Here is a 24,153-nt window from a genome sequence, read left to right on the forward strand (position 1 = left end):
CGATCTTCGAATAGAGACGCTCGAACTCCGGCGAGAGGACTTCCAACGCCTCGTCCACGATCGCCCGGATCGCCCGCAAGGGATGATCGCCCGGTACCCGCGCTTCGCAGCTCACATACGAAAATAGTGCTCCGCTCTCCCGATCCTCGCCCCGCATCGCGCCCTCCATGATCGCAAACCAAACGCCATAGAGAATCACGACCAAAAGACTTCGGCGAGCCCTTTTTCAGCAGCCTGCTAACTGTTTGATGGCGGTCGGATTCACATGTTTTGGCGCAACCACGAAGTGGTTCCGTCAAAACATGATCCGATCTAGATGCGGGAATCGAATCGGGGAGGAAAAGGTTGGTGGAGCTGAGGGGAATCGAACCCCTGACCTTCGCATTGCGAACGCGACGCTCTCCCATCTGAGCTACAGCCCCTCACCCTGGGCGCCACCATCCGGCAAAGCGGGGTGGCATGGGAACCGCCTGAAAGCCCGGGCAAAGCCCGAAATCTCCCGCAGGCGGGCGGATAATGTGGATAAGGCCCATTTCTGTCAAGCAAAGCCTGAGCCCGTTCCCGGCAGGTATTGCAATGCCTTGTCCCCGCAACACCTTGCCCCACAACTCCTTGTCTGCGGGCAAAGCCGGCGATAGGGTAGCGCCGACTGGTTTCCTAATCCTTTCCGTCATGTTGTAAGAGGTTGCAAGCAAGGGCCGATGATCATTCTGGATCCCCTGATTCGCATCGTCATTGTTGCGCTCGATATCTACGTCTGGGCGGTGATTATCTCCGCGATCCTGACTTGGCTGGTTCATTTCGGTGTGCTGAACACCAGCAACCAGATCGTCAGCATGATCGGAGAGTTTCTTTGGCGGATTACCGAACCGGCCATCCGCCCGATTCGCCGTTTTATGCCGAACCTCGGCGGCATCGACATCTCGCCGATCATCCTGATCCTGGTGATCTATTTCGCTCAGATGGTGCTGGGGAATATCCTGGTGGCCCTCCACACTGGCCTCTGAGCCCGGGCCCTTTCGCACCTCTTCTGACGGCCTTCTGGTCGACCTGCGCCAGCCGCGACCGGGTGGAAGGCCTTGGCGAACTCGACGACGGCGCCACGGTTTTGAAGGTGCGGGTGAGCGCGCCGCCGGAGAACGGCAAGGCCAACGCAGCGATGATAAAGCTGCTCGCCAGGACCTGGCGGTTGCCGAAGTCCTCTCTCAGTCTGGTCGCGGGCCAGACCAACCGGCGCAAAACCCTGCTGATTGCCGGCGATGCCGCGGCGCTGGGCCGCGATCTGGCATCCTGGGCGGCGGCGCGCTCCCGGGGGAGTGACCCAGGGGAGTGAGCCGGGCCGCGGTTGGTCTGGCTCTGTCCCTGGCTCTGTCGTCGTCGGTTCTGTGGCTCTGGACGGCGGAATTGGACGGGTCTAGAAAGCCAAGCGCGGATCAACTATCCGCCGGCCACCTCGGCCATCACACGCCTTCGGGACAGGGAGTTTCAGCTTTGAGCGATACAGCAGTTTCCGCAACGCGCATCGACGGTAAGGTTTTTGCCCAGACCCTCCGCGGCCGGGTCGGCGCGGCGGTCGGGCGTCTGAAGGCCGAGCAGGGCCTGACCCCCGGCCTGGCCGTGGTGCTGGTGGGCGAAGATCCGGCCAGCCAGGTCTACGTCCGTTCGAAAGGCAAGCAGACGCTGGAGGCGGGGATGAACTCCTTCGAACACCGCCTGCCCGATACCGCCAGTCAGGCGGAACTGTTGGCCAAGGTCGCCGAACTGAATGCCGATCCCGCGGTCCACGGCATTCTGGTGCAACTGCCGCTGCCCGGGCAGATCGATACCCAGACGGTGATCGCCGCCATCGATCCGGACAAGGACGTCGATGGCTTTCACGTGATCAACGCCGGCCGCCTGATGACCGGCGCTTCGGGGGCCTCGGCGCCATCGGTACCCTGCACGCCGCTCGGCTGTCTGATGCTGCTGAAGGATCGCCTGGGCGATCTCAGCGGTCTCAACGCCGTGGTGGTCGGCCGTTCCAACATCGTCGGCAAGCCCATGGCCCAGCTGCTGCTGGCGGAAAGCTGTACCGTCACCATTGCCCATAGCCGCACCCGCGACCTGCCGGCGGTCTGCCGCGGCGCCGACATCCTGGTGGCTGCTGTCGGGCGGCCGGAGATGGTCCGCGGCGACTGGGTAAAGCCCGGCGCGACCGTGATCGACGTCGGCATCAACCGCATCGATGCCGGGGACGGCAAGACCCGCCTGGTGGGCGACGTCGCCTTCGACGAGGCGGCGGCCGTTGCCGGGGCGATCACCCCGGTGCCCGGCGGCGTCGGCCCGATGACCATTGCGGTGCTGCTGGCCAACACCGTGACCGCCGCCTGCCGGCAGAACGGCTTGGCGGTGCCCGATCTCAGTGCCGGCTAAGCCGGCTTTTTCTCCGGCAGGGCGAGGCGGATCAGGCCCTTGATGGGCGCATTGGGGTCTTGCGCCTGGCCGCGGCGCAGGATGACGATCTGCCCGGCCCGCGCCAGATAGAGCGCCTGCTGGCGTACCGCGTTCATGTATTTGCGCCAGACATCCGGCGGATCGCTTTTTTTGCGCCGCGGCTCGGCGAAAGCCTGGGCGACCTGGTCGGGGGACAGACTCTGTCCCGGACCGGCGGCGGCCAGGAGATCCAGAATATGGCGGGCGACGGGGTCCAGGGATGCCGATTCCGATGGCTTTTCCGCGTCGTCCTGGCGGTTTGCTGTGCTGTTCATCGGCGCTGCTTAGCATGGGCGTCGGGCCAGGTCCCGCGCTTTTGTGCAGGCGGCCTCCGAGAAAACTGGACGCTTGAGTCCGCCTTCCCCATATTCACCTGATGATCGGAACCCTGAACGCTCTGGTTGCCGCCACGTTCCTGTTTGTGGGGGGACATTTCCTGCTGTCCAGCGCCGCGCTGCGGGCCCGTCTGGTTGCCCGACTCGGCGACGGCCTGTTTCGCGCGCTCTATGCCGCGGTCATGCTGGCCTCCTTCCTTTGGATGATCTTTGCCTACGGCGCCGCACCGGTTGAGGTGCTTTGGGTGGCCCCTGCGGCGGTTTACTGGGTGCCGCTGCTGGTGATGCCCATCGCCGCCATCCTGATCGTCGCCAGCCTGACGAGTCCCAACCCTACCATGGCCGGCGGCGAGCGCCTGCTGGTGGACGCAACGGGCTCGCCCGCTGCCGGGATCACGTCGATCACCCGCCATCCCTTTCTTTGGGGCACCGGCCTCTGGGCGCTGGCCCACCTGACGGTGAACGGCGATGTCGCCTCGGTCGTCCTGATGGGCGGTGTGGCGGTCCTCAGCTTTGCCGGCATGGCCCATATCGACCGGCGCAAGGAAGCGGCCCTGGGCGCTGCCTGGGGGCCGATGAAGCTGACCACCAGCCGCCTGCCTTTTGCGGCCATTCTCAGCGGCCGCTGCAAGCTGGACTGGCGCGGTATCGGCTGGTGGCGACCCCTGCTGGGCCTTGTCCTCTATCTGGTGCTGCTGATGTTTCACGTCAGCCTCTTCGGGGTCTCGCCGCTGCCGCTGTGATGCTGCCGCTGTGACGCTGCTGCTGTGATGTTGGCGGTGGATGCGGCGGAATGCCGCCCTTGGCCGCTATCCGGACTGTTCCCAAGTGATAGTCATAGGCCAAGAAGGCCGTCCGGCCTTCGCTTTGATGGGAATGGCATGATGGATAAAACACTGCATCTTCAGCATCACCACGGCCCCCGAGACCTCTCGGACCGCTTTGCGTTGGGCACCGTCAAGCTGTTGCGCGGCCTTATGGATCTGTTCTTTCGCAAACGCTATGGCCATCGCGCGGTGATGCTGGAAACCGTTGCTGCCGTGCCCGGCATGGTCGGCGGTGCCCTGCAGCACCTGAAAGCCCTGCGCCGGATAGAGGACGACATGGGCTGGATACGAACGCTGCTGGACGAGGCGGAGAACGAGCGCATGCACCTGATGACCTTCGTGCATGTCGCCCGGCCTTCGCGGCTGGAACGGCTGATGATCCTGGTCGCCCAGGGACTGTTTTATAACGCCTACTTCATCCTCTACCTGCTCTCGCCAAAGACGGCTCACCGGGTGGTCGGCTATCTGGAGGAGGAGGCGGTGGTGTCCTACAGCCGCTACCTCGGCGAGATCGATGCCGGCCGGCTGCCCAATGGCCCGGCGCCGCAGATCGCCATCGACTACTGGGGCCTCGCCGAAGACGCCGACCTGCGCTCGGTCGTGGAGGCAGTGCGGGCCGATGAGGCCGGCCACCGCGATGTAAACCATGAATTTGCCGACCAATTGGCCGGTCTGGCCCCGGCGCGCCCGGGGGCGGCGCCGTTTCGCGATGCCGCCTGACCGCCGGGGCGCAGCCTGCAGGTCCTCAAAAGAGCAATTTCATACAATGGCCGGGCGGCGGTTTGCGCTAAACTGGGGCCATGGGGATCGATCAACAGACGGCCTACGCCCGCTCGGGCGCGCGGCCCCGGGACCAGGTCTGCTTCTGGCGGGAGCGGCGCTATGATGACCTGGAGTGCCTGAAAGCGCGCTTTTACCGGCACAGCTATGCCCCCCACACCCACGATACCTTCGCCATCGGAGTGATCCTTGGCGGGGCGGAAGCCTTTCGCTACCGCGGGGCCCGTCATATTGCCCCGGCGGGCAGTGTCGTGGCGGTCAACCCGGACGAGCTGCATGACGGTGAGCCGGTGGGTGATGCCTATGCTTACCGCATGTTCTACCCGTCGGTCGCTGTGGTGCAGGAGATCGCCGACGAACAGACCGGCCGGGCCGCCGGCTTCCCGGCCTTCCGCGAGGCGGTCGTACGGGACCCTGAGCTGGCCGCCGGTTTCATCCATCTCCACACCCTACTGGAGTACGGCGCGCCAAAGCTGGCTGTCGACGAGGCTTTCACCACGGCCATGACCGCGGCGGTGGAGCGGCACAGCTATGCCGACCCCGACGGCCGCCGCCTGGGCCGTGAAAGCAAGGCGGTCGGGCGGGCGCGTCATCTGATTGATGATTTGTATATGCAAGACCTGACCCTATCCGACCTGGCGGCGGAGGCTGGGTTCAGCCGGTTCCACCTGCTGCGCGCCTTTCGCCGTGAAATCGGGATCACGCCGCACGCCTATCTGACCGGACGTCGCGTTGCCGCGGCCAAGGGCCTGCTGGCGGGGGGGCTGCCCCTCAGCGAGATCGCCGTCGACTGCGGGTTCTACGATCAGAGCCATTTCAGCCGCGCCTTCAAGGGCTGGGTCGGACTGACCCCCGGCCAGTACCGCCGCGGTACCCGCTGGCCCGCCGCCTAGAGCAGATCCCGGTCGGATGGAATCTCGCCGAAGGCGATTCATCGACCGAGTGAATCTGCTCTAACTGTTTGATGTCGATCGGATTCACATGTTTTGGCGCAACCACAAAGTGGTTCCGTCAAAACATGATCCGATCTGGATCTTTTTTCGACCTGCGTCGAGGCGGTTCCAGCCGTCCAAGCCGAAAACGGACCTAAACCGCTACGACACCGTTGTGCAGGGGCACGTTGCAGACCAGGAAGCGCTCGATCTCTCCTTTTCTGCCCAGCGGCAGGATCAGGCGGTTCCAGTGGCTGACGGTAATTGACGGCGGTGCTTCATGCACCGTGAAGAGGGGGCGCCGCAGGATGATGACGGCCCGGTAGCAGGCGGCAAAGAACAGCTGGATGGCATTGACGGTTGCGATGTCCCGGACGGTCTTGCCGGTCATGTCAAAGCCGGCGATGCTGGCGATCTTGCTGCCGTAGAGGCTGTAGCGGAAGCCGGAGGGCTGTTCGATCACGTCGACCAGCATCAGGTAGCCGAGCGCCGGCAGCAGGGCCTCCGGCTCCACCTTTACCTGGTTCGGGATATCGCGAACCTTCGGCAAGGCCTGCCAGTAACGCAGAACCAGTTTTTGCCTGTCGGTGGGAAGGTCCGCCTCGGCCGGGTCCAGGACCAGCTTCAGACCGTTGATTTCGATGTCCAGACAGGCTGCCGCATCAAGGCGGTCGCCCTCTGTCAGATACTTGGCGATCTGATCGGCGGTGGATTGAACAGAAGCATTCTCCATAATCGAATTAACTAGTCTCTTCCGGTAAAGATCAAGTAAAGCTAGAAAAAGTAAGGCGGTTTCCTTGTACTAACGCGTGCATTTACAGCCTTCGGCCCCGTTTCAAGGGTGCTCGCGACGTTTGGCGAAGATCTTTTCCGAAAGCAATTTTATGCAATACGGAGTCTCGGGTTTTCGACAGCTTGGACGCGGTATGGCTGGGACCATGACGGCACCGGCCTTTTCGGATGAAAGCGGTTCATGAGCAAGGAAACGATGGCGGTGCGACCCGGCGGCCCGCTGGGCGGCGACTTTTCAGCGGGTACTCTCAGGATTCTGCCGCTGCTGGTGGCGGTGGTGGTCTACGGCTTGCTGTTCGGCACCCTGGCGGCGCAAAAGGGCCTGTCACCGCTGGAGACCGCCCTGATGAGCGCGATAGTCTTCGCCGGCGCCTCCCAGTTCGTGGCGGTGGAGATCTGGACCTCGCCGCCGGCGGTCGTCCTGCTGGGGGCCACCGCCCTCATGGTCAATCTGCGCCATGTGCTGATGGGGGCGGCGCTGGCGCCCTTTCTCAAGGGCTGGTCGCGCGGCCAGGTCTATGGCGGGCTGTTCTTCATGGCCGACGAGAACTGGGCCTTTGCCCTCCAACGGTCCGCAAAGACCCCGCTGACGCCGGGCTACTATTTCGGTCTCGCGCTGCCGCTCTACGCCGGCTGGATCGCCTGCACCACCCTGGGCGCGATCTTCGGCGGCTTCCTGCAGGATCCGGCGCGCTACGGCCTCGACTTCGCCTTCACCGCGGTTTTTCTGACGCTGTTGACCGGCCTTTGGAAGGGCCGTCGCAGCTTCCTGCCCTGGGGGGCTGCCGCCCTGGCGGCGGTGGCCGGCCATCTGTTTCTGCCCGGCGTCTGGTACATTGCTTTGGGCGGCCTGGCCGGCGCCCTGGTCGGGGCGCTGGCAACGCCGTTGCCAAAGCCACAGGAGCAAGCCGATGCAGCTTGATCCCCTGGTCTTCACCGCCATCGCCGCTATGGCCGTCGCCACCTACGCGACCCGGTTCTTCGGTTATTGGCTGGTGCGCCGTACCACGGTCAGCGGACGCCTCGCCGGGGCGCTGGAGGCGGTACCCGGCGCCGTCCTGACCGCGATCATCGCCCCCATGGCCTTTGCCACCGGCGTAGCGGAAAGCGGCGCAGCCTTGCTGACGGTCTTGCTGGCCTCGCGCCTGTCGCTGATCCCGGCGGTGGCCGGCGGCTGCCTGGCGGTGGTCGGCCTGCGGCTGCTTCTTGGCTAGAATCCGATCAGGAGGAACGAGGCGACAACAGCCTGCCGCCATGTTAGATTCCGGTCTCTAAACCCTTCTCATTCCATCGCTATTGATCTTGATCTGGGGGCAACCATGGCAACCAATGCTGAAATCGCTGCGCGCCTTTTGCGCGACGCGGCGGGCTTCTTCCGCTCGGTGGGGGAGCAGAATGCGCCCCTGAAGGAGCACATGGACAACAACGCCCAGGCCTTCGAGGTGATGGCCGAGCGGGTCGAGGCCGACCCTCTGGGTGAAGCGTCCTTCGGACAGGCCGCGCCGGACGAGTCCGCCGAGAGTTAGCGCGCTTTCGACTGACGTCGAAACGGGCCGCTGCCGTCCGAACCGGAAAAATCCTAATTATGTTGGCGCTTCAACAGGCGTAGCCTGAGGGCGTTCAGCTTGATGAAGCCGGCGGCGTCGCGCTGGTCGTAGACCGAATCCTCCTCGAAGGTAACGTGCTCCATCGAATAGAGCGAGTCCTTCGACTGGCGGCCCTCGACGATGACGTTACCCTTGTAGAGCTTCATGCGCACTTGGCCGTTGACCTTGTCCTGGCTCTTGTCGATCAGGGCCTGCAGCATCTCGCGCTCCGGCGAGAACCAGAAGCCGTTGTAGAGCAGCTCCGCATAGCGCGGCATCAACTCGTCCTTCAGGTGGGCGGCGCCGCGGTCCAGGGTGATCGATTCCATCGCCCGGTGGGCGGTCAGCAGGATCGTGCCGCCGGGCGTTTCATAGACGCCGCGGCTCTTCATGCCGACGAAGCGGTTTTCCACCAGATCGAGGCGCCCGATACCGTTGTCGCCGGCCAGCTGGTTGAGGCGGGTCAGCAGGGCGGCGGGGCTCAGGGCCTCGCCGTCGACAGCGACCGGATCGCCTTTTTCGAAATCGACGGTGATGACGGTCGCCTTGTCCGGGGCGTCTTCGGGTGAGACCGAGCGGGAGAAGACGTATTCCTCCGGCGCGTCCCAGGGGTCTTCCAGCACTTTGCCTTCGGCGGAGATGTGCAGCAGGTTGGCGTCCACGGAAAACGGCGCTTCGCCGCGCTTGTCCTTGGCGATAGGGATCTGGTGCTGCTCGGCGAAGTCGATCAGCCGGGTGCGGCTGGTCAGGTCCCACTCGCGCCAGGGCGAGATGACATGGATGTCCGGGTTCAGGGCGTAGTAGCCGAGCTCGAAGCGCACCTGGTCGTTGCCTTTGCCGGTGGCGCCGTGGCAGACCGCGTCGGCCCCGGTCTCACGCGCGATCTCGATCTGGCGCTTGGCGATCAGCGGCCGGGCGATGGAGGTGCCCAGCAGGTAGACGCCTTCGTAAACCGCGTTGGCGCGGAACATCGGAAAGACATAGTCGCGCACGAAGTCTTCGCGCAGGTCCTCGATGAAGATGTTCTCCGGCTTGATGCCCAGCATCTCGGCCTTCTTGCGGGCCGGCTCCAGCTCCTCACCCTGGCCCAGGTCGGCGGTGAAGGTCACCACCTCGCAGTCATAGGTGGTCTGCAGCCATTTCAGGATGACGGAGGTGTCGAGGCCGCCGGAATAGGCCAGCACGACTTTCTTGATCTCGGACATGTTGGTTGAACGCCTCTAACGGAAAATCCGCGCGAGTATAGGCAACGGGCGCCGAGGGGCAAGGCTAGCGGAGAGGTGACGGGTCAGTCGAAAATATCGGAGATCTCTTTTTGCCGGTTCAGCGCCGGCCAGTCGGCGAAGGCGAAAACCCAGATCATCACAATGTTTGCCGGCGGCAGGATCATGACCAGCGACCAGAGGCGGGAATAGCCTGCCTTGCGGAGGATTCTTGCGTGAAGCCAGACATAGAAGACAGCTGCGATGAGGACGAGCGGCCAGAAAACCAGCAGGAAAAGCGTCATGGTTGTCTCTCCGGTCTCAGCGCGCCGGCGGCAGCGCGTTGGGCCAACGCGAGAAGGCCAGGATCATCGGGGCGATGAACCCGCCCAGCGGGAGAAACACCAGCAGCGAGAGCGCCGGCGGCAGGCCGGCGCGCGCGAAGACCCGCCAGAACGGGTAGATGCAAAAAACGGCAAAGATCAAGCCGCCAAGCAGGATGGTCACCATGTCGGACAGACTCCCGATGTTCTTAAGCTGGTTTCAATGGCGACTATCGAAACCCTAGTGCGGTTCAGCCGGCAGGCCAAGACGGAACCTCTGAGGGAGTCAGGCTTCTGCGACGGCCTCGCGCTCGCTTTTCTTTTTGCGCTCGGACTCGGACTTCAGCTGGCCGCAGGCGGCCAGGATGTCGTCGCCGCGCGTCGCGCGCACCGGACAGGAGATATGGGCCGCCGAGAGGATGTCGGCGAAGCGCTTGATGACCGCCGGCTCTGAGCACTCGAAGAAGGAGCCGGGCCAGGGGTTGAAGGGGATCAGGTTCACCTTGGCCGGGATGTCCTTCAACAGCCTGATCAGGCGCTTTGCGTCCGCCTCGCCGTCGTTCACGCCCTTCAGCATGACGTATTCGAAGGTGATGCGCCGGGCGTTGTGGGTGCCGGGATAGTTGCGGCAGGCGTCCAGCAGCATCTTCAGCGGATACTTGTTGTTGATCGGCATGATTTTGCCGCGGGTCTCGTCGTCGGTCGCGTGCAGCGAGACGGCAAGGTTCACGTCGAGCTCGCGCCCGCAGCGTTCCATCTCCGGCACCACGCCCGAGGTCGAGAGCGTGATCTTGCGCTTGGAGACCGACAGGCCCTCGTTGTCCATGGCGATCTTCATCGCGGTCGCGACGTTGTCGTAGTTGTAGAGCGGTTCACCCATGCCCATCAGCACGATGTTGGTGATCTTGCGTCCCTCCGCCGGCGAAGGCCACTCGCCCAGGCCGTCGCGGGCCACCATGATCTGGCCGACGATCTCCGCCGCCGAGAGGTTGCGCACCAGGCGCTGGGTGCCGGTGTGGCAGAACTTGCAGGTCAGGGTACAGCCGACCTGGCTGGAAACGCAGAGCGTGCCGCGGTCTTCCTCGGGGATGTAGACGGTCTCGACCTCCTGGCCGTCGGCCATGCGCAGCAGCCATTTGCGGGTGCCGTCCTTTGAGACCAGGGCCTCGGTCACCGCCGGGCGGCGCACCGCATGGGTCTGGGCGAGGCGGGCGCGGAAGTCCTTCGACAGGGTGGTCATGGCGGCGAAATCGGTCTCGCCGCGATGATAGATCCAGTGCCAGAGCTGCTTGGCGCGAAACGGCTTTTCGCCCAGATCGGCCATGGCGGCCGCCATCTCGGCGCGCGAAAGCCCGGCGAGGTTGCGTTTCTCGCCCTGGGCCTCACCCGGCGGGGCGAAAGCTTCTGCATGGTTCTGGCTCATAGCCGCTTAGATACGCCCTTGGCGGCCCAGCGACAAGAGGCCGGGCCCGGGCCGATCCGGCCGACAGGCGGTCCGATCTAGGTGCCGCAGGCCTTCTTGACCGACTGATAAGCCTTGGTGAAACCCGCCAGAGAATAGGTATCGACCGTATTGGTCCCGCGCGCCGAGGTGCCCCGCACCACCATGGTGCTGCCCTTTATCATCGCCTGGACCAGTTTCTTGTCGGTTTCCTTGTTCACTGCCCAGGCAGTTGCGCCCTGGGTGAACAGCTTCACCTTCATGGTGCCGACCTGGATCTCGACCGGCGCGTTCTCCTGATAGGTGTAGCCGGCCTGGATGCTGACCTCGTCGATGCGGTCTTCGGCAGGACGATGGGTCACCATGGCATGGATCTCGCCGCGGACGGAGTAGTTACCCTCGGCTTTCGTGGGCTCGCTGGCCATGAAGCAGGTAACGCTTTCGCCTTCGGTGAATTTGAAGGCGCTCCAATCGGCGAAATCGCCGAGTCGCTCGACCCCCTGCGCCTGGGCGCCGGTCGCAGAGAAGGTCGCACCAAGGGCGAAAAACACGATCGGAATGAGTTGGTTAAGTCGCATGGGCCCCGCGGATGGGATGTTATTCTTGGACATGGCGGCTATTATAGGGATGGCAAGCAAGGCTGCCACCCCCACATTTGGTTGCCGTCTGACTTGCCTTATAACAAAAGCGCGAGCCTTTCAAAGACAATAGTTTACGGCGCAGTTTGAGCTTGAGACGGGACTACAGGGCATCACGCGGGTCAACAGGCGAACAAAGGGTGGGGTTCCCCCGGGGTTGGGCGGGTCCATAGAGCTGAACCATGATAATTAACGATTCTTCTGGCTGTGCGATTGATCCAACCGCCGCCGGCTGCCGTATGAAGTCCAGTAACGGAACAGGCGGCGAACGTGGCAGTACGCAGAGAAGCGGCCTTATTTCTCGGTTTCACCCAGGGCGGGCCGGCTAGGGTGTCGGCGGTGCCCGTGAGATCGAACGGCAAAGCTGACCCTGCCTATCTGGCGGCCTTGCTGAAATCTGTCGGCCATGACCGCGATCGTGCCGCTTTTGCCGAGCTGTTCCAGTACTTCGGCCCCCGGGTGAAAGCCTATCTGATGCGCCAGGGGGCCAATGAAGCACAAGCTGAAGAGCTGGTGCAGGAGTCGATGATCATGGTCTGGCGGCGGGCCGAAAGCTTCGATGTATCGAAGTCCGGCGCCAGTACCTGGATTTTCACGATCGCTCGAAACAAGCGCATCGATGCCCTGCGCCGGGAAAAACGGCCGGAGTTCGACCCGGAGGACCCGGCCCTGGTGCCGGCGGCGGCGGACGCGGCCGATACGATGGTCGAGGCAGGACAGCAGTCGGCGCGGCTCTCGGTCGCGATTAAGAGTTTATCGAAGGAGCAGGCGGATTTGGTAAGGATGGCCTATTTCGAAGACAAGGCGCACGGCATGATCGCCGAAGAGACGACGTTGCCCCTGGGCACCGTGAAGTCTCGCCTGCGCCTGGCTCTCGGTCATCTCCGCAAGGCTCTAGTGGAGGAGCAGTGATGCCGGAGCATCATCTTTCTGAAGAAGTCCTGATGGCCTATGCGGCCGGAAGCCTGCCGGAGGCCCTGTCCCTGGTGGTTGCCAGCCATGCGACGCTGTGCCCTTCCTGCCGGGCCGATGTCGAGGCCTACGAGGCGCTCGGCGGGTCGCTGATCGAGGATATCGATCCGGCCGCCCTGCCGGAAGCGACCCTGTCGGATATCTTCGCCAGGCTTGATGCCGATGAGGCCGGCGGCGCGTCGGAGCCCTGGGGCAGCACACACACGCCGGCCAGGCGCGACTTCGAAAACTCCTCGATCCCCAGGCCCCTGCGCGACTACCTCGATCAGGACCTGGCGGCCCTCGCCTGGCGACCGGTGATCCGCGGCGTGGAAGAGGCGGAGATCAAGCTGGCCGGCGCCGGGGTCAGAACCCGTCTCATGCGGATCAAGGCCGGTGTTGCCATGCCCCGTCACACCCACGCGGGTGAAGAGGTGACCCTGGTTCTGGAAGGCGGCTACAGCGATGCCGAGGGGCATTTCGCCCGCGGCGACGTGCAGATCGCCGATCCCTCTGTCGACCATCAGCCGGTGGCCGACGAAGGCGAAGCCTGCATCTGCCTGGTGGTGAGCGACGCGCCGCTTAAGCTCACCGGTCCCATCGGCCGCTTGCTGAACCCCTTTATCTCTTACTGACGCCGCTCTTGCGTCCCTGATCGCCTGAAGCGGTCCACCGCATCCGCGCGGGGACTCTTCGGTTCTTCATTCATTGACATATAGCTATTATTCAATGTATCTCTTCCCCATGAGCGACCGCATCGAGCAGACCAAGGCGCTGGCCAGCGAAGCGCGCATGAAAGTGCTGGACTGGCTGAAAGAACCCCTGCGCCACTTCAGCCACCAGGAAACCGGCGATCCGGCCGAGATCGGTGTCTGCGTGACTCTGATTGCCGACAAGCTCGGCATGAGCCAGCCGACGGTCAGCCGTCACCTTGAGCTTCTGCGGCGCGCCGACCTTGTCGAGGTCAACCGCATTGGCCGTTGGTCGTTTTTTTCCCGAAACGAGGCGGGTTTGTCAGACTACCGGAACTGGCTGCATGACAATCTCTAACGATTCTGGCTCTAACGATTCTGGCTCCAGCGACTCAGGCCTTGATCCGGCGGCGGTGGACGCCGCGCTGCTTCCTGGATTTGAGCGTCTGACGGTGCAGGCCGGCGACGGCGCGATCCAGACGCTGGTCGGTGGTTCGGGGCCGCCGCTGCTGATGCTGCACGGCGACCCGCAGACGCATCTCTGCTGGCACCGGGTGGCACCGCACCTTATGGATCATTTCACGGTCGTGCTGACCGACCTGCGGGGGCGCGGCGAGAGCCACAAGCCCGGACGCTCAGCCGATCACGGCGCATACAGCAAGCGGGTCATGGCCGCCGAGCAGGTCGCGGTCATGGCGCATCTCGGCTTCGACCGCTTCGCCCTGGTCGGCCATGACCGCGGCGCCCGCGTTGTCCGGCGCCTGGCGCTGGATCATCCCGGCAAAGTCAACCGCCTTGCTGTCATGGACATTGTCCCCGCGCTCGATTTCTACGAGCGGGCGGACTCTGCCATCGCCCAGGACTATTTCTATTTTTTCTTCCTGACCCAGCCCTATCCCGCACCCGAAAGACTGATTGCCGGGGACCCGGATCACTTCATGCGCCAGATCCTCACCGGCCTGCCGGGCTCCAAGGTTCCCTATGACCCGCGCGCCTTGAAAGCCTATCTGGATGCCGCGACCAAAGAGGATGCCATAGCGGCGATCTGCGAGTGTTTTCGCGCCGGCATCGCGCGGGACGTGGAGCACGACAAACAGGATCGCGCGGCCGGCCGCAGGATCGCCTGTCCGACCCTGGTCTTCTGGGGAGAGGAAGGGGTGGTGGGGCGCCACTTCGATGTGCAGGCGATCTGGCAGGACTGGACGACAACCGCCGCCTTCGCCCCCCTGCCCTGCGGGCATTTCATCCCGGAAGAGATGCCCGAACGCGCGACCGAGCAACTCCTGGCCTTCCTTCAGGATCGCTGACGGTCTGGCCGCATCAGAGTGCCAAGTCGGGACATATTGGTGCTGCTGTGGCTCTCGTTTTTGTCATCCCGGATCAAGTCCGGGATCCATGGTTCCGCCCGCAGGATTTTTCGCCGCTGAAATCGAGACCGTCCGCGACATGGACCCTGGGTCAAGTCCGGGGTGACGGGTAGGGTGGTTCGGCCCGACAAGACGTGATCTTGAGGGGAAGGCGTCAGCCGCTGACTATTCTGATGCTTCTGGCTTGCGGCGGATCTTCTGTGCGCCGGAGACGTGTTCGGGCAGGGCCTCGGGCTTGGCGCGCGGGTTGGTGCCACGGCGGGCGAAGCGGCCCTGGCAAATCTGGCGGTCGTACATCACCAGGGCGCCGGCAAGGCCGACATTGATGCAGAACTTCGTCGGGATCTTCACCAGATGATCGCAGCGCGCCTGCATCTCCGGCGACAGGCTGCCGCGCTCCGGCCCCAGAACATAAGCCGCCGCCTGCGGGTGGAAGAAAGAGGGCAGTTCCACCGCGTCGTCGGTCAGTTCGATCCCCACCAGGGCGCAGCCGCGCGGCAGCATCAGCGCGTCGACTGAAGAGAAGGTGTAGAGCGGCAGGTGCTTTGCCGCGTCTGAGGTGTCGGAGTGCTTCACCTCTTTGATCTTGAAGGCCGGCTCTATGGCGAAAAAAAAGCTCGCGCCGAAGGCATGAGCCGTGCGCAGCAGGCTGCCCAGGTTCATCGGTTTGCTGATTCCCTCAGCCCCAATCGCGAAGTATCCACGCATGGCGCGAAAACTTGCATGGCCGGGCCGGCGGAGGCAAGCTGCTTGGCGGTTGCCGGGTGCAGCCTTTCCTGATTTTGGCGACCTTTCATGACACTAGAATCCCTGCCGTCCGATAGAGATGCTGCCTCCGAACCGGGCGCAGCGCCGCCGGCCAATCCGCTTCTGGTCGAGGTGACCCGCGGCGCCATGGTCGAGAGCGGGCACCGTGCCGCCATCGCCCTGGTCGATGCCGGCGGCAGCGTCGTGCTTTCCGCCGGCGATATCGAGCGCCCGGTCTATGCCCGTTCCGCGATCAAGTCGCTGCAGGCGATTGCGATGGTGGAAAGCGGCGCGGCGGAGGCTTACGACGTCTCCACGGCCGAGCTCTCCATGGCCTGCGCCAGCCACTCTGGCGAAGCGCGCCATGCCGAAACCGCCGAGGCCTGGCTGGCGCGGATCGGCTGCTCCGTCGCCGATCTGGAATGCGGCCCGCAGCTGCCAAGCCATGAGCCTTCGATGATCGCCCTGCTGGCCGCTGGTAAGTTGCCGACCGCGGCCCACAACAATTGCTCGGGCAAGCATTCGGGCTTCCTCACCCTGGCCCGCCATCTCGGCGTGCCGGCCAAGGGCTATGTGAAGTACGAGCATCCGGTGCAGCAGCGTATCCTTGGCGTGCTGGAGGGGATGACCGGGCTGGACCTGGGGGCGGCGCCGCGCGGGGTCGACGGCTGCGGCATTCCCGTCATCGGCATGCCCCTGGGCAACATCGCCCTGGCCATGGCCCGGCTCGGCGCGCCCGACGATCAGCCGGAGACACGCCAGGCGGCCTGCGCGCGCATCCGGGCGGCGGTGGCGCAAGAGCCCTTCATGGTGGCGGGCAGCGGCCGCTTCGATACCCTGGTGATGGAGAAGACCGGTGCGAAGGCGCTGATCAAGACAGGCGCCGAAGGCGTCTACTGCGCCAGCTTTCCCGAGCTGGGCCTGGGCGCGGCGATCAAGGTCGACGACGGCGCCGGCCGGGCGGCGGAGGTTTTGATGGGCCGCCTGCTGTGCCATCTCGACATCCTGAGCGAGGACGACGCGGCGGCGCTGGGCGGTGTCTTGACCCCGTTGATCCACAACCGCGCCGGCCTGGCTGTGGGCGAGTTGCGCCCGGCCGAACGGATCCCCTTCTGAAACACGAGACAACCGAGGTGTCGAAGCGATGCGCGCTGTCGTCTGCCGCGACTGGGGCGGCCCGGAAGACCTGAAGCTGGAAGACCTGCCGAGCCCGCTGCCGGGTGACGGGGAGGTGCTGCTGGACGTGGCCGCCGCCGGGGTGAACTTTGCCGATACGCTGATGATCGCCGGCAAGTACCAGGAACGGCCGGCCTTTCCTTTCTCGCCGGGCCTGGAGGTTGCCGGGCGCATCAAGGCCCTGGGCCCCGGTGTCACGGGCTTAAGCCCGGGCCAGCGGGTGCTGGCGCTGACCGATCGTGGCGGCTATGCCGAGGCGGCGCTGGCCCGCGCGGGCGATGTCTTTCCAATTCCCGACGGCCTCGGCTGGGCCGAGGCGGCGGGCTTTCCGATCACCTATGGCACGGCGCATGGCGCGCTGCGCTGGCACGCCAGGCTGCAGGCCGGCGAAACCCTGCTTGTGCACGGCGCGGCCGGGGGTGTGGGCCTGGCGGCAGTGGAAATCGGCAAGGCCATCGGTGCCCGGGTGATCGCCACCGCCGGCGGCCCCGACAAGCTGGCTGTCGCCAAGGCCCACGGCGCCGACGACCTGATCGACTATCGCAGCGAAGACATCCGCGAGCGGGTGAAGGCCCTGACCGACGGGCAGGGCGCCGACGTGGTTTTCGATCCCGTGGGCGGCGATGTCTTCGATGCCTCGCTGCGCTGCATCGCCTGGTCCGGCCGGCTGTTGATCATCGGCTTTGCGGCCGGGCGGGTGCCGCAAATTCCGGCCAACATTCTGCTGGTGAAGAACATCGCCGCGATGGGTATCTACTGGGGCTCCTACCGGCAAAAGGCACCGGCACTTCTGGCCGAGGAGTTTCGCGAGCTTTTCGCCTGGTTCGAAGAAGGCCGGCTCAAGCCACACGTTTCACACAAGCACGACCTGGCGGAAGCCGCAGAAGCCATGGCATTGCTGTTGAATCGACGCTCGACCGGCAAGGTGGTCCTGACCACGGGCGCGGCGTAGAGTCGGTTCCGTCATGCCTTTCCGTCTCTTCGACCAAGGCCGTCATGAGCGCCCGCGATGACTGACAGCGTTCGCGACCAGTACGAGGCCTATCCCTATCCCTCCCGCGATCCGGCGGAAGAGGCGACGCGCCTTGTCGTCGGCTCGCCCAGCAACCTGATGGAACTGAACCACTACCTCTATGCCGGGCGGCGCGACTTCAGCCGGCCTTTCCGCGCCCTGGTGGCCGGCGGCGGCACCGGCGATGCCGCCATCATGCTGGCCCAGCAGCTTAGTGATGCGGCCCAGGCGGGGACTGGGAGCCCCGGTTCGAACCCCGGCGCAAAGCGCGGCGGCGAGGTGGTCTATCTCGACCTCTCGCAGTCTTCGCGCTCGGTGGCCGAAGCCCGCGCCGGCGCCCGCGGCCTGACCAACATCCGCTTCGTTACCGGGTCACTGCTGGAGGTTGGCAAGCTGGACCTGGGGGTCTTCGACTACATCGATTGCTGCGGTGTCCTGCACCACCTGAAAGAGCCCGCCGCCGGACTGAGTGCGCTGGCCGGCCTGCTGAAAGATGACGGCGGGATGGGATTGATGGTCTACGGCACCCTCGGCCGCGACGGCGTCTATCCACTGCAGGAGATGCTGCGCCGCCTGGCCGGGGACCAGCCCCTGGCGGAGCAGGTCACCTTGGCCCGGCGGCTGCTGGGCAATCTGCCCGCCAGCAATCTCTTTGCCCGCAACCCGGTGCTGCGCGATCACGGCGGCAGCGATGCGGAACTGGTCGATCTGTTGCTGCACAGCCAGGACCGCGCCTATCTGGTGGAGGAGGTGGCGGCGCTGGTCGAAGGCTGCGGCCTGAAACTGGTCACCTTTATCGAGCCGCTGCGCTATGACCCGGCGACCTATGTGAAGGATCCGGTCCTGCTGAAAGCGCTTTCCGGCCTGTCGCCCCTGGAGCGGGCCGCCTTTGCCGAAAAGCTGGCCGGCAATCTGAAGACCCATGTCTTCTACGTCACCAAGAACCTTATAGAGGACACGGTGGCCAGCCCGGCGGGCCGCGATGCCGTGCCCTGCCTGCGGGTGATGCAGGGGCCCCAGCTGGCCAAGGCGGTGCAGCGCGACCTCAGTCTCAAAGGGGAATTCGACGGCCTCGCCCTGCAGTTTCCGCTGCCGCGGCTGGCGCCGGCCATCCTGCCCTGGATCGACGGGCAGACGCCCCTGAGCAAAATCCAGGAGACCCTGCAGGATCTCGACCCGCGTCACGACTGGGCGCGTTTCAAGGTCCAGTTCGACCAACTCTACGCTGTCCTGAACGGCCTCAACCACCTCTTCATCCGCTATCCTGTTTAGCGGGCCGCTGAGACGGCGGCGGCATGATTGCCCTCGTGCTTCGAGACGCTTCGCTCCTCAGCATGAGGACAATCATTTCAATGTTCTGCCTTACCCTGAGGAGACCCGAAGGGTCGTCTCGAAGGGTATGTAAGATAATGCGCGGGCTTTTTCGCGGCTCGTTGGAGCGGGCAAAGCAAAAGGGCGTCCCCTTTTCAGGGGCCGCCCTCTTTACCGTGGTTGGCTTGGTACTTCGAAGCTTCAGCCTTAGCTGGCGCCGTGGTCCAGGCCGATGTCGCGCAGCAGGTGCAGGTCGAGGTCGCGGGTGGCATGGGCCAGCCGCTGCTCCCGGCGCTCGGCCACATAGGCATCGCGTAGGCTCGTCAGAGTGTCGCGAAAGGCAGCGACGGTGCCGCCCAGCAGGCCCACGGCACGATCGCCGGGCATATAAGGACGGGCGGTGGTGTGGATCACATTGGCCATGGTCCTGTCTCCTATCTGTCTTGGTGGCCCGGCAGGGTTCGCCAGGTCCGGAGCCACCGGTTGTTCCCAATCTGTTATTCGACAAATAAGGCTCTTTGAGCCTCGCGACAAATGCTGGAAAGTCAGAACCTCTATGCTATGGCAGCATAGCTCAAATTCATTTTACCTTAACAAACTCAATGGCTTGTCGCGTTTAAGATAGTAATTGTCTCATCCAATCCAGGCCAGAGGCAGGACGCCTTCCCCGTCTGTGGAGAAGGCTGCGCCGGCATTGGAGAACCGGCTGGGATTTCACCTTTCGTCATCCCGGACTTGATCCGGGGTGACAAAGACGGGAGGGGAGCGGGCCGGCGTCGTGTTGACTTCGATGCCCGACAATCCATAATGTCGTCCTGGCCGAGCAGGTGGCCAACGGTCCGCGTAAAGGGTTGAACCCACCTCTTATCAACGATGTGATCCACATCTTCTTTCCACCCGTGAGCTGCGGACGCCGGGTATCGAGAGAGAAGGTGTCCCATGATCAAATCCCTGCCACCCCGCCCCGATATCGACTGGCTGAAGAAGACCGCCAAGCAGCGGTTGGTTGAGCTGCAGAAGAGCGACGCTTCGGCCCGGCTGCACCATGCCCAGCTGGATGTTGCCGGGCTCTACGGTTTCAAAAGCTGGCGCGCGCTCAAGGAGCATGTCGATACCCTGAGCCTCGACGGTCAGATCATCGCCGCCACGAGTCAGGGCCGGGCGGAGGATCTCGCCCGCCTGCTCAGCGGGCATCCGGCCAAGATCAATATCGTCGGCGGTCAATGGACCCGGCCGCTGTTGCATCTTGCGGCGGCGGGCGGCCATCTCGACTGTGTCGATCTGCTGCTGCGGCTCGGCTTCGACGTGAACCTGCGCGACCGGCTCGACCGCGCTTCGGCGCTGCACTGGGCCGCCCAGGAAGGTCACCTCAATGTCGTGAAGCGCCTCGTCGATGCTGGCGCGGACATCGCAGGCGAGGGCGACGAGCACGAGATGGGTGTGATCGGCTGGGCGACCAACTTCCAGCATGTGCGCCGTGACGTGGCTGAGTTCCTCATGGCCCGCGGGGCCGCACCCACGATCTTCACGGCCATCGCCCTTGGCGAGGCCGGCCTGGTCCGCAAGCTCATCGAGGGCGACCCGCAGCTGGTCTCCCGTCAGATGAGCCGGCTGGAGTACTGCTGTACGCCCCTGCACTTCGCGGTGCTGAAGAACCAGCCCGAGGTGGTCGGCCTTCTGCTGGACCTGGGCGCCGATCCGATCGCCAGGAACAGCCGCGGATACACCCCCCTCAACTGCGCCGCGCCCAAGACCGACAAGCGCATCGCTGAGCGCCTGATCGCCGCCGGGGCCGATCCGGTCGACCACAGCCCCAACCGGTTCAAATCCGCCATACCGATTCTCAACGTAAAGAACGTGCCCGCCTCCATCGCCTACTACGTCGAGAAACTGGGGTTCCAGAAAGAATGGGATTGGGAGACGCCGCCGACCTTCGCCTGCGTTCATCGCGACGATGTGCGTATCTTCCTCTGCCAGGACGGGCAGGGCGCGCCGGGCACGTGGATCTCGATCTTCGTTCACGACGTCGACGCCCTCTACGAGGACTACAGACAACGGGGGGCCATCATCCGCCAGGAGCCGACCGACTTTCCCTGGGGCGTTCGCGAAATGAATATCGAGGACCCGGATGGCCATCGCCTGCGCATGGGCGGTGATGCGACCGGCCCCGCCGACGATGACGTGGTGCTGGACGAATCGCCCTGAGGACGTCTCGCTGACGGCGGCTTTTTTTTACATTGCTCTGCGAACTGAGCGAACGGCTGTCAGGTCCGCTTCGCGGAAAGCCCCCTCACCCCGACCCTCTCCCACGCAGGGGAGAGGGGGACCCAAAAAAAATGTCGCGAGAGAATCCCTCTCCCCTGCGTGGGAGAGGGAGGGGCCCGCGTCAGCGGGAGGGTGAGGGGGCTTCCCGCGTCAGTTGCGCAGTTCTTCCAGGCCGCGGTAGAGGTCCAGGGCTTCCGGGTTGGCCAGGGCCTCCTGGTTCTTTACCGCGCGGTCGTGGACGATGTCGCGCACCGCCAGCTCGACGATCTTGCCGCTCTTGGTGCGCGGGATATCGGCCACCGGGATGACCTTGGCCGGCACGTGGCGCGGCGTGGCGCCCTGGCGGATCTGGGTCTTGATGCGGGTGGTCAGGTCGTCGTCCAGCGCGACGCCGGGGCGCAGCTTGACGAACAGCACAACACGGACGTCGCCCTGCCAGTCCTGGCCGATGACGATGGACTCCTCGACCGCGTCGAGTTTCTCGACCTGGCGGTAGATCTCCGCCGTGCCGATGCGCACCCCGCCGGGGTTGAGCGTGGCGTCGGAACGGCCATAGACGATGATGCCGTCGTGTTCGGTCAGCTCGACGAAGTCGCCGTGGTGCCAGATGTTGGGATAGGTCTCGAAGTAGGCGGCGCGGTAGCGCGCGCCCTCGGCATCGTCCCAGAATCCGATGGGCATGGAGGGAAAGGGTTTCACGCAGACCAGTTCGCCCTTTTCGCCGCGCACGGCTTGGCCGTCGCTGTTGAAGACCGCCACCGCCATGCCCAGGCAGCGGCGCTGGATTTCGCCGCGCCAGACCGGGCCGATGGGATTGCCGCCGACGAAGCAGGCGATGATGTCGGTGCCCCCGGCGATGGAGGACAGGCAGACATCGTGCTTGATGTGCCGGTAGACGTAGTCGAAGCCCTCCGGCACCAGCGGCGAACCGGTGGAGGTGACGAGCTTGAGCGAAGAGAGGTCGTGATCCGACTGAGGGTCGATCCCCGCTTTGCCCAGGGCATCGATGTACTTGGCTGAGGTGCCGAAGAGCGTCGCCTTCTCGGCCTCGGCGAAGTCGAACAGGATGTTACCATCAGGCGCGAAGGGCGAACCGTCGTAGAGCAGCAGCGTCGCCTCGCAGGCCAGGGCTGTGACCAGCCAGTTCCACATCATCCAGCCGCAGGTGGTGAAGTAGAAAACCCGGTCGCCGGGCTTCACGTCGCAGAGCAGCTGGTGTTCTTTCAGGTGCTGCAGCAGGGTGCCGCCGATGCCGTGGACGATGCACTTGGGTTTGCCCGTGGTGCCGCTGGAAAACATGATGTAGAGCGGCGCGTTGAAGGGCTGGCGGGCAAAGGCGATTTCGCCGGCCGCAAAGGGCGCGATGAAATCGGCCAGGCTGACGGCCCGGTCGATGCCGGTGACGTCCGGCGCTTCTTCCAGGTAGGCGGCGACGACGATCTTTTTCAGCGACGGCAGCTTCGCGGTGAACTCCGCCACCCGGGGCCGCGAGTCGATGATCTTGCCGTTGTAGTGATAGCCGTCGGCGCAGAACAGGACCTTGGGTTCGATCTGGCCGAAGCGGTCGAGCACGCCCTGGACGCCGAAATCAGGCGAGCAGGACGACCAGACCGCGCCGAGGGAGGTCGCCGCCAGCATGGCCACCACGGTCTCGGGCATGTTGGGCAGGAAGCCGGCGACCCGGTCGCCGGGGCCGACCCCCTCTGCCGCCAGGGCCTGGGCGGTGCGGGACACCTGGTCGTAGAGATCGCGGTGGGAGAGGCGGCGCTTTACTTTGTCCTCGCCCCAGAACACCAGGGCGTCACCATTGTCGCCGGGTTCATTGAGGGGGCGGCGCAGCAGGTTCTCGGCGAAGTTGACGCGGGCTTCGGGAAAAAACGTGGCGCCTGGCATCTTGCTGCCGTCGACCAGCACCGGGCCGGGGTCGGCATCGGCGATCACGCCGCAGAAATTCCAGACCGAGGTCCAGAACTTCTCGATCTCCGTCACCGACCAGTCGTAGAGGTCGTCGTAGCCGTGGAAGCCGGTGCCGTGGTCCTGGTTCACGCGGTCGATGAAGGCGGTCAGGCGGGTTGCGGCGATCCGCTCCTGAGAGGGCTGCCAAAGCGGTTCGGTCATTGCGGTTTCCCTGTGGGCGATTTGCTTTTGCCGACGGGTGGTCCGCCGTTTTGCGCAGTATGGCGAAGCCCGGCCCCCTGATCCAGAGGCGATCCGGGCCGCTGGGCGAGCCTGGGCGCTGGCAGCCAGGCGCCTTTCCGCCCCTGCGCCGCATGGCAGCCCTGCGGCGGCATGGCTGGCGATACCGCCGTCTTGGCCGTAGAATGTCTACGAATGCCTTCCTCTACCTCCCTTATCGCGCGCGCCAGGAACCTGCCCGCGCCGCTGCAAGGCGCCTTCCTGATGACGGTGGCGGCCCTGCTGTTTGCGGTGATGAACGCCGGCATCAAGCTGGCGGCGGAGGAAGGCCTGCACCCCTTTCAGATCGCCTTCTTCCGCAATGCCTTCGCCCTGATGTTCATGCTGCCCTGGCTGGCCCGCATGGGCTTCGGGGCGCTGCGCACCGATCGCCTGAAGGTCCATCTCTGGCGGGCGGGAATCGGCCTGGTCGCCATGCTCTGCTGGTTCACCGCCATCGTCGTCATGCCCATGGCCGATGCGGTGGCGTTGAATTTCACGGTGCCGCTGTTCGCGACCGCCGGGGCGGCGATCTTCCTGGGTGAGATCGTCAGGGCGCGGCGCTGGACCGCCACCATCGTCGGCTTTCTCGGCGTGCTGATCATCCTGCGTCCCGGCTTCGTCGAGATCACCCCGGTGATGACCCTGCCGGTGATCGCCGCCTGCTTCATGGCGGTGACCGTGCTGATCGTGAAGTCGCTGTCGCGCACCGAGGAGCCCATGGCCGTGGTGCTCTACATGAACCTGCTGCTGACCCCGCTGTCCCTGATACCGGCGCTCTTCGTCTGGCAGATGCCCAGCCTGCGCGCACTGCTGTTCATGGTCTTCGTCGGCGCCTGCGCGGTCCTGGCCCACATCGCCTTCACCCGCGCCTTCGCCAAGGCCGACGCCTCGGCCATCCTGCCCTTCGACTATGCGCGGCTGCCTTTCGTCGCCGCCATCGGCTTTTTGCTGTTCGGCGAGCAACCGGACCTCTGGACCTGGGTCGGTGCCGCGGTGATCGCTGCTTCGGCCGTCTACATCGCCAACCGTGAAGCGCGGATTGCCAAGGAAAGGCCGACCCACCGCCCCGGCAGCGAAGCGGTGAAGGTCAAGACGTGAGTTTGGACGAGACGTGACCCTGGACAAG

At 64.7% G+C, this 24,153-nt stretch carries 28 protein-coding genes, 1 tRNA gene and 1 pseudogene; 18 read left to right on the forward strand and 12 right to left on the reverse strand.

The genetic code is table 11. The annotated features are described in order from the left end of the window. Positions 1-157 (reverse strand): annotated as a pseudogene (locus tag HBA54_RS05945) (IS5/IS1182 family transposase); the annotation flags it as partial. 189 nt (positions 158-346) lie between these two features. Then, a tRNA-Ala gene (locus HBA54_RS05950) sits at positions 347-422 on the reverse strand. Between the two features lie 279 nt (positions 423-701). Between HBA54_RS05950 and HBA54_RS05955 the strand changes: the two genes are divergently transcribed. The 3 genes from HBA54_RS05955 to folD all read left to right on the forward strand — a co-directional run bounded on the left by HBA54_RS05955 (position 702) and on the right by folD (position 2,412). Next, the gene (locus tag HBA54_RS05955) at positions 702-1,007 is read left to right on the forward strand and encodes a YggT family protein (RefSeq protein WP_205944452.1); all 306 of its coding nucleotides are present in this window, start codon (positions 702-704) and stop codon (positions 1,005-1,007) included. A 62-nt stretch (positions 1,008-1,069) separates the two neighbouring features. Further along, positions 1,070-1,333, forward strand: a complete 264-nt coding sequence (locus tag HBA54_RS05960; RefSeq protein WP_322095984.1) for a DUF167 domain-containing protein — start codon at positions 1,070-1,072, stop codon at positions 1,331-1,333. Positions 1,334-1,491: 158 nt separating this feature from the next. After that, positions 1,492-2,412 carry a bifunctional methylenetetrahydrofolate dehydrogenase/methenyltetrahydrofolate cyclohydrolase FolD gene (folD, locus tag HBA54_RS05965; protein WP_167222426.1) on the forward strand — a complete coding sequence of 307 codons (921 nt, stop codon included), beginning with the start codon at positions 1,492-1,494 and terminating at the stop codon, positions 2,410-2,412. Here the strand turns inward: folD and HBA54_RS05970 are convergent. Next, on the reverse strand, positions 2,409-2,747 hold the full coding sequence (locus tag HBA54_RS05970; RefSeq protein WP_167222428.1) for a DUF3253 domain-containing protein: 339 nt from the start codon (positions 2,745-2,747) through the stop codon (positions 2,409-2,411). The genes folD and HBA54_RS05970 overlap by 4 nt on opposite strands. Before the next feature lie 101 nt (positions 2,748-2,848). Here HBA54_RS05970 and HBA54_RS05975 point away from each other — a divergent pair, with 101 nt between their 5' ends. From HBA54_RS05975 to HBA54_RS05985, 3 genes are all read left to right on the forward strand, one after another. Beyond that, positions 2,849-3,550, forward strand: a complete 702-nt coding sequence (locus HBA54_RS05975) for an NnrU family protein (RefSeq protein ID WP_167222430.1) — start codon at positions 2,849-2,851, stop codon at positions 3,548-3,550. A 138-nt stretch (positions 3,551-3,688) separates the two neighbouring features. Further along, complete coding sequence (locus tag HBA54_RS05980) at positions 3,689-4,354, forward strand: alternative oxidase (RefSeq protein WP_167222432.1); 666 nt, start codon at positions 3,689-3,691, stop codon at positions 4,352-4,354. An 80-nt stretch (positions 4,355-4,434) separates the two neighbouring features. Continuing rightward, the gene (locus tag HBA54_RS05985; protein ID WP_167222434.1) at positions 4,435-5,307 is read left to right on the forward strand and encodes a helix-turn-helix transcriptional regulator; all 873 of its coding nucleotides are present in this window, start codon (positions 4,435-4,437) and stop codon (positions 5,305-5,307) included. Between the two features lie 193 nt (positions 5,308-5,500). Here HBA54_RS05985 and HBA54_RS05990 read toward each other — a convergent pair whose 3' ends face one another. Beyond that, a complete protein-coding gene (locus HBA54_RS05990) occupies positions 5,501-6,079 on the reverse strand; it encodes a PAS domain-containing protein (protein ID WP_167222436.1) in 579 nt (192 codons plus the stop codon). 240 nt (positions 6,080-6,319) lie between these two features. On the opposite strand from HBA54_RS05990, the gene HBA54_RS05995 reads away from it, so the two are divergent. The 3 genes from HBA54_RS05995 (at position 6,320) to HBA54_RS06005 (ending at position 7,664) form a co-directional block, all read left to right on the forward strand. Further along, on the forward strand, positions 6,320-7,060 hold the full coding sequence (locus HBA54_RS05995; protein WP_167222438.1) for an AzlC family ABC transporter permease: 741 nt from the start codon (positions 6,320-6,322) through the stop codon (positions 7,058-7,060). Continuing rightward, entirely contained in the window at positions 7,050-7,352 is a 303-nt protein-coding gene (locus tag HBA54_RS06000) for an AzlD family protein (protein WP_167222440.1), read from the forward strand. The genes HBA54_RS05995 and HBA54_RS06000 overlap by 11 nt, the downstream gene beginning before the upstream one ends. A 105-nt stretch (positions 7,353-7,457) precedes the next feature. Next, positions 7,458-7,664, forward strand: a complete 207-nt coding sequence (locus HBA54_RS06005; RefSeq protein ID WP_167222442.1) for a hypothetical protein — start codon at positions 7,458-7,460, stop codon at positions 7,662-7,664. A 53-nt stretch (positions 7,665-7,717) separates the two neighbouring features. Here the strand turns inward: HBA54_RS06005 and HBA54_RS06010 are convergent, their stop codons facing one another. The 5 genes from HBA54_RS06010 to HBA54_RS06030 all read right to left on the reverse strand — a co-directional run bounded on the left by HBA54_RS06010 (position 7,718) and on the right by HBA54_RS06030 (position 11,268). Next, positions 7,718-8,929 carry an argininosuccinate synthase gene (locus HBA54_RS06010; RefSeq protein ID WP_167222444.1) on the reverse strand — a complete coding sequence of 404 codons (1,212 nt, stop codon included), beginning with the start codon at positions 8,927-8,929 and terminating at the stop codon, positions 7,718-7,720. Between the two features lie 83 nt (positions 8,930-9,012). Then, complete coding sequence (locus tag HBA54_RS06015; protein WP_167222446.1) at positions 9,013-9,231, reverse strand: hypothetical protein; 219 nt, start codon at positions 9,229-9,231, stop codon at positions 9,013-9,015. Between the two features lie 16 nt (positions 9,232-9,247). Then, complete coding sequence (locus tag HBA54_RS06020; protein ID WP_167222448.1) at positions 9,248-9,436, reverse strand: hypothetical protein; 189 nt, start codon at positions 9,434-9,436, stop codon at positions 9,248-9,250. Between the two features lie 99 nt (positions 9,437-9,535). After that, positions 9,536-10,672 carry a dual-specificity RNA methyltransferase RlmN gene (gene rlmN, locus HBA54_RS06025; protein WP_167222450.1) on the reverse strand — a complete coding sequence of 379 codons (1,137 nt, stop codon included), beginning with the start codon at positions 10,670-10,672 and terminating at the stop codon, positions 9,536-9,538. A 77-nt stretch (positions 10,673-10,749) separates the two neighbouring features. After that, positions 10,750-11,268 (reverse strand): invasion associated locus B family protein, encoded by a 519-nt coding sequence (locus HBA54_RS06030; RefSeq protein WP_167222452.1) that lies wholly within the window; start codon positions 11,266-11,268, stop codon positions 10,750-10,752. Between the two features lie 399 nt (positions 11,269-11,667). On the opposite strand from HBA54_RS06030, the gene HBA54_RS06035 reads away from it, so the two are divergent. The 4 genes from HBA54_RS06035 (at position 11,668) to HBA54_RS06050 (ending at position 14,278) form a co-directional block, all read left to right on the forward strand. Then, positions 11,668-12,240, forward strand: coding sequence for a sigma-70 family RNA polymerase sigma factor (locus tag HBA54_RS06035; RefSeq protein ID WP_167223047.1), 573 nt, complete (start codon positions 11,668-11,670; stop codon positions 12,238-12,240). Next, positions 12,240-12,914, forward strand: coding sequence for a ChrR family anti-sigma-E factor (locus HBA54_RS06040; RefSeq protein WP_167222454.1), 675 nt, complete (start codon positions 12,240-12,242; stop codon positions 12,912-12,914). The genes HBA54_RS06035 and HBA54_RS06040 overlap by 1 nt, the downstream gene beginning before the upstream one ends. Positions 12,915-13,023: 109 nt before the next feature. Next, positions 13,024-13,329, forward strand: a complete 306-nt coding sequence (locus tag HBA54_RS06045; protein WP_205944453.1) for an ArsR/SmtB family transcription factor — start codon at positions 13,024-13,026, stop codon at positions 13,327-13,329. Next, positions 13,316-14,278: an alpha/beta fold hydrolase gene (locus HBA54_RS06050; RefSeq protein WP_167222458.1), complete on the forward strand. Its 963-nt coding sequence runs from the start codon at positions 13,316-13,318 to the stop codon at positions 14,276-14,278. Before HBA54_RS06045 ends, HBA54_RS06050 begins: the two co-directional genes overlap by 14 nt. A 225-nt stretch (positions 14,279-14,503) precedes the next feature. Here HBA54_RS06050 and HBA54_RS06055 read toward each other — a convergent pair whose 3' ends face one another. After that, positions 14,504-15,001: an RNA methyltransferase gene (locus tag HBA54_RS06055; RefSeq protein ID WP_437126174.1), complete on the reverse strand. Its 498-nt coding sequence runs from the start codon at positions 14,999-15,001 to the stop codon at positions 14,504-14,506. Between the two features lie 132 nt (positions 15,002-15,133). Between HBA54_RS06055 and HBA54_RS06060 the strand changes: the two genes are divergently transcribed. Genes HBA54_RS06060 through HBA54_RS06070 form a run of 3 tightly spaced genes read left to right on the forward strand, consistent with a single transcriptional unit; the run spans position 15,134 to position 18,545 of the window. Further along, a complete protein-coding gene (locus HBA54_RS06060; RefSeq protein ID WP_167222462.1) occupies positions 15,134-16,201 on the forward strand; it encodes an asparaginase in 1,068 nt (355 codons plus the stop codon). Between the two features lie 28 nt (positions 16,202-16,229). Beyond that, positions 16,230-17,213: an NADPH:quinone oxidoreductase family protein gene (locus HBA54_RS06065; protein ID WP_167222464.1), complete on the forward strand. Its 984-nt coding sequence runs from the start codon at positions 16,230-16,232 to the stop codon at positions 17,211-17,213. Positions 17,214-17,270: 57 nt separating this feature from the next. Next, the gene (locus HBA54_RS06070; protein ID WP_167222466.1) at positions 17,271-18,545 is read left to right on the forward strand and encodes a class I SAM-dependent methyltransferase; all 1,275 of its coding nucleotides are present in this window, start codon (positions 17,271-17,273) and stop codon (positions 18,543-18,545) included. Between the two features lie 246 nt (positions 18,546-18,791). Here HBA54_RS06070 and HBA54_RS06075 read toward each other — a convergent pair whose 3' ends face one another. Continuing rightward, positions 18,792-19,007: a hypothetical protein gene (locus HBA54_RS06075; protein ID WP_167222468.1), complete on the reverse strand. Its 216-nt coding sequence runs from the start codon at positions 19,005-19,007 to the stop codon at positions 18,792-18,794. Between the two features lie 516 nt (positions 19,008-19,523). Between HBA54_RS06075 and HBA54_RS06080 the strand changes: the two genes are divergently transcribed. Beyond that, the gene (locus tag HBA54_RS06080; RefSeq protein ID WP_167222470.1) at positions 19,524-20,789 is read left to right on the forward strand and encodes a glyoxalase superfamily protein; all 1,266 of its coding nucleotides are present in this window, start codon (positions 19,524-19,526) and stop codon (positions 20,787-20,789) included. Positions 20,790-20,999: 210 nt separating this feature from the next. Here HBA54_RS06080 and HBA54_RS06085 read toward each other — a convergent pair whose 3' ends face one another. Further along, on the reverse strand, positions 21,000-22,967 hold the full coding sequence (locus tag HBA54_RS06085) for an acetoacetate--CoA ligase (RefSeq protein ID WP_167222472.1): 1,968 nt from the start codon (positions 22,965-22,967) through the stop codon (positions 21,000-21,002). Between the two features lie 213 nt (positions 22,968-23,180). Here HBA54_RS06085 and HBA54_RS06090 point away from each other — a divergent pair, with 213 nt between their 5' ends. Beyond that, complete coding sequence (locus HBA54_RS06090; RefSeq protein WP_167222474.1) at positions 23,181-24,125, forward strand: DMT family transporter; 945 nt, start codon at positions 23,181-23,183, stop codon at positions 24,123-24,125. Positions 24,126-24,153: the final 28 nt, after the last annotated feature.

It is taken from the genome of Pelagibius litoralis, assembly GCF_011683915.1.
In the GTDB taxonomy this organism is placed as follows: Bacteria; Pseudomonadota; Alphaproteobacteria; order Kiloniellales; family Kiloniellaceae; genus Pelagibius; species Pelagibius litoralis.

Excerpts from the sequence above, each read along its gene's own strand:
- HBA54_RS05985 (WP_167222434.1), top strand. The coding sequence starts at position 4,435 with ATGGGGATCGATCAACAGACGGCCTACGCCCGCTCGGGCGCGCGGCCC.
- HBA54_RS05975 (WP_167222430.1), top strand. The coding sequence starts at position 2,849 with ATGATCGGAACCCTGAACGCTCTGGTTGCCGCCACGTTCCTGTTTGTG.
- rlmN (WP_167222450.1), bottom strand. The coding sequence starts at position 10,672 with ATGAGCCAGAACCATGCAGAAGCTTTCGCCCCGCCGGGTGAGGCCCAG.
- HBA54_RS06000 (WP_167222440.1), top strand. The coding sequence starts at position 7,050 with ATGCAGCTTGATCCCCTGGTCTTCACCGCCATCGCCGCTATGGCCGTC.
- HBA54_RS06065 (WP_167222464.1), top strand. The coding sequence starts at position 16,230 with ATGCGCGCTGTCGTCTGCCGCGACTGGGGCGGCCCGGAAGACCTGAAG.
- HBA54_RS06040 (WP_167222454.1), top strand. The coding sequence starts at position 12,240 with ATGCCGGAGCATCATCTTTCTGAAGAAGTCCTGATGGCCTATGCGGCC.
- HBA54_RS06015 (WP_167222446.1), bottom strand. The coding sequence starts at position 9,231 with ATGACGCTTTTCCTGCTGGTTTTCTGGCCGCTCGTCCTCATCGCAGCT.
- HBA54_RS05970 (WP_167222428.1), bottom strand. The coding sequence starts at position 2,747 with ATGAACAGCACAGCAAACCGCCAGGACGACGCGGAAAAGCCATCGGAA.
- HBA54_RS06080 (WP_167222470.1), top strand. The coding sequence starts at position 19,524 with ATGATCAAATCCCTGCCACCCCGCCCCGATATCGACTGGCTGAAGAAG.
- HBA54_RS05955 (WP_205944452.1), top strand. The coding sequence starts at position 702 with ATGATCATTCTGGATCCCCTGATTCGCATCGTCATTGTTGCGCTCGAT.
- HBA54_RS06010 (WP_167222444.1), bottom strand. The coding sequence starts at position 8,929 with ATGTCCGAGATCAAGAAAGTCGTGCTGGCCTATTCCGGCGGCCTCGAC.
- HBA54_RS06020 (WP_167222448.1), bottom strand. The coding sequence starts at position 9,436 with ATGGTGACCATCCTGCTTGGCGGCTTGATCTTTGCCGTTTTTTGCATC.
- HBA54_RS05995 (WP_167222438.1), top strand. The coding sequence starts at position 6,320 with ATGAGCAAGGAAACGATGGCGGTGCGACCCGGCGGCCCGCTGGGCGGC.
- HBA54_RS06070 (WP_167222466.1), top strand. The coding sequence starts at position 17,271 with ATGACTGACAGCGTTCGCGACCAGTACGAGGCCTATCCCTATCCCTCC.
- HBA54_RS06045 (WP_205944453.1), top strand. The coding sequence starts at position 13,024 with ATGAGCGACCGCATCGAGCAGACCAAGGCGCTGGCCAGCGAAGCGCGC.
- HBA54_RS06085 (WP_167222472.1), bottom strand. The coding sequence starts at position 22,967 with ATGACCGAACCGCTTTGGCAGCCCTCTCAGGAGCGGATCGCCGCAACC.
- HBA54_RS06075 (WP_167222468.1), bottom strand. The coding sequence starts at position 19,007 with ATGGCCAATGTGATCCACACCACCGCCCGTCCTTATATGCCCGGCGAT.
- HBA54_RS06055 (WP_437126174.1), bottom strand. The coding sequence starts at position 15,001 with ATGAACCTGGGCAGCCTGCTGCGCACGGCTCATGCCTTCGGCGCGAGC.
- HBA54_RS05990 (WP_167222436.1), bottom strand. The coding sequence starts at position 6,079 with ATGGAGAATGCTTCTGTTCAATCCACCGCCGATCAGATCGCCAAGTAT.
- HBA54_RS06050 (WP_167222458.1), top strand. The coding sequence starts at position 13,316 with ATGACAATCTCTAACGATTCTGGCTCTAACGATTCTGGCTCCAGCGAC.
- HBA54_RS06005 (WP_167222442.1), top strand. The coding sequence starts at position 7,458 with ATGGCAACCAATGCTGAAATCGCTGCGCGCCTTTTGCGCGACGCGGCG.
- HBA54_RS05980 (WP_167222432.1), top strand. The coding sequence starts at position 3,689 with ATGATGGATAAAACACTGCATCTTCAGCATCACCACGGCCCCCGAGAC.
- HBA54_RS06060 (WP_167222462.1), top strand. The coding sequence starts at position 15,134 with ATGACACTAGAATCCCTGCCGTCCGATAGAGATGCTGCCTCCGAACCG.
- HBA54_RS06090 (WP_167222474.1), top strand. The coding sequence starts at position 23,181 with ATGCCTTCCTCTACCTCCCTTATCGCGCGCGCCAGGAACCTGCCCGCG.
- HBA54_RS06030 (WP_167222452.1), bottom strand. The coding sequence starts at position 11,268 with ATGCGACTTAACCAACTCATTCCGATCGTGTTTTTCGCCCTTGGTGCG.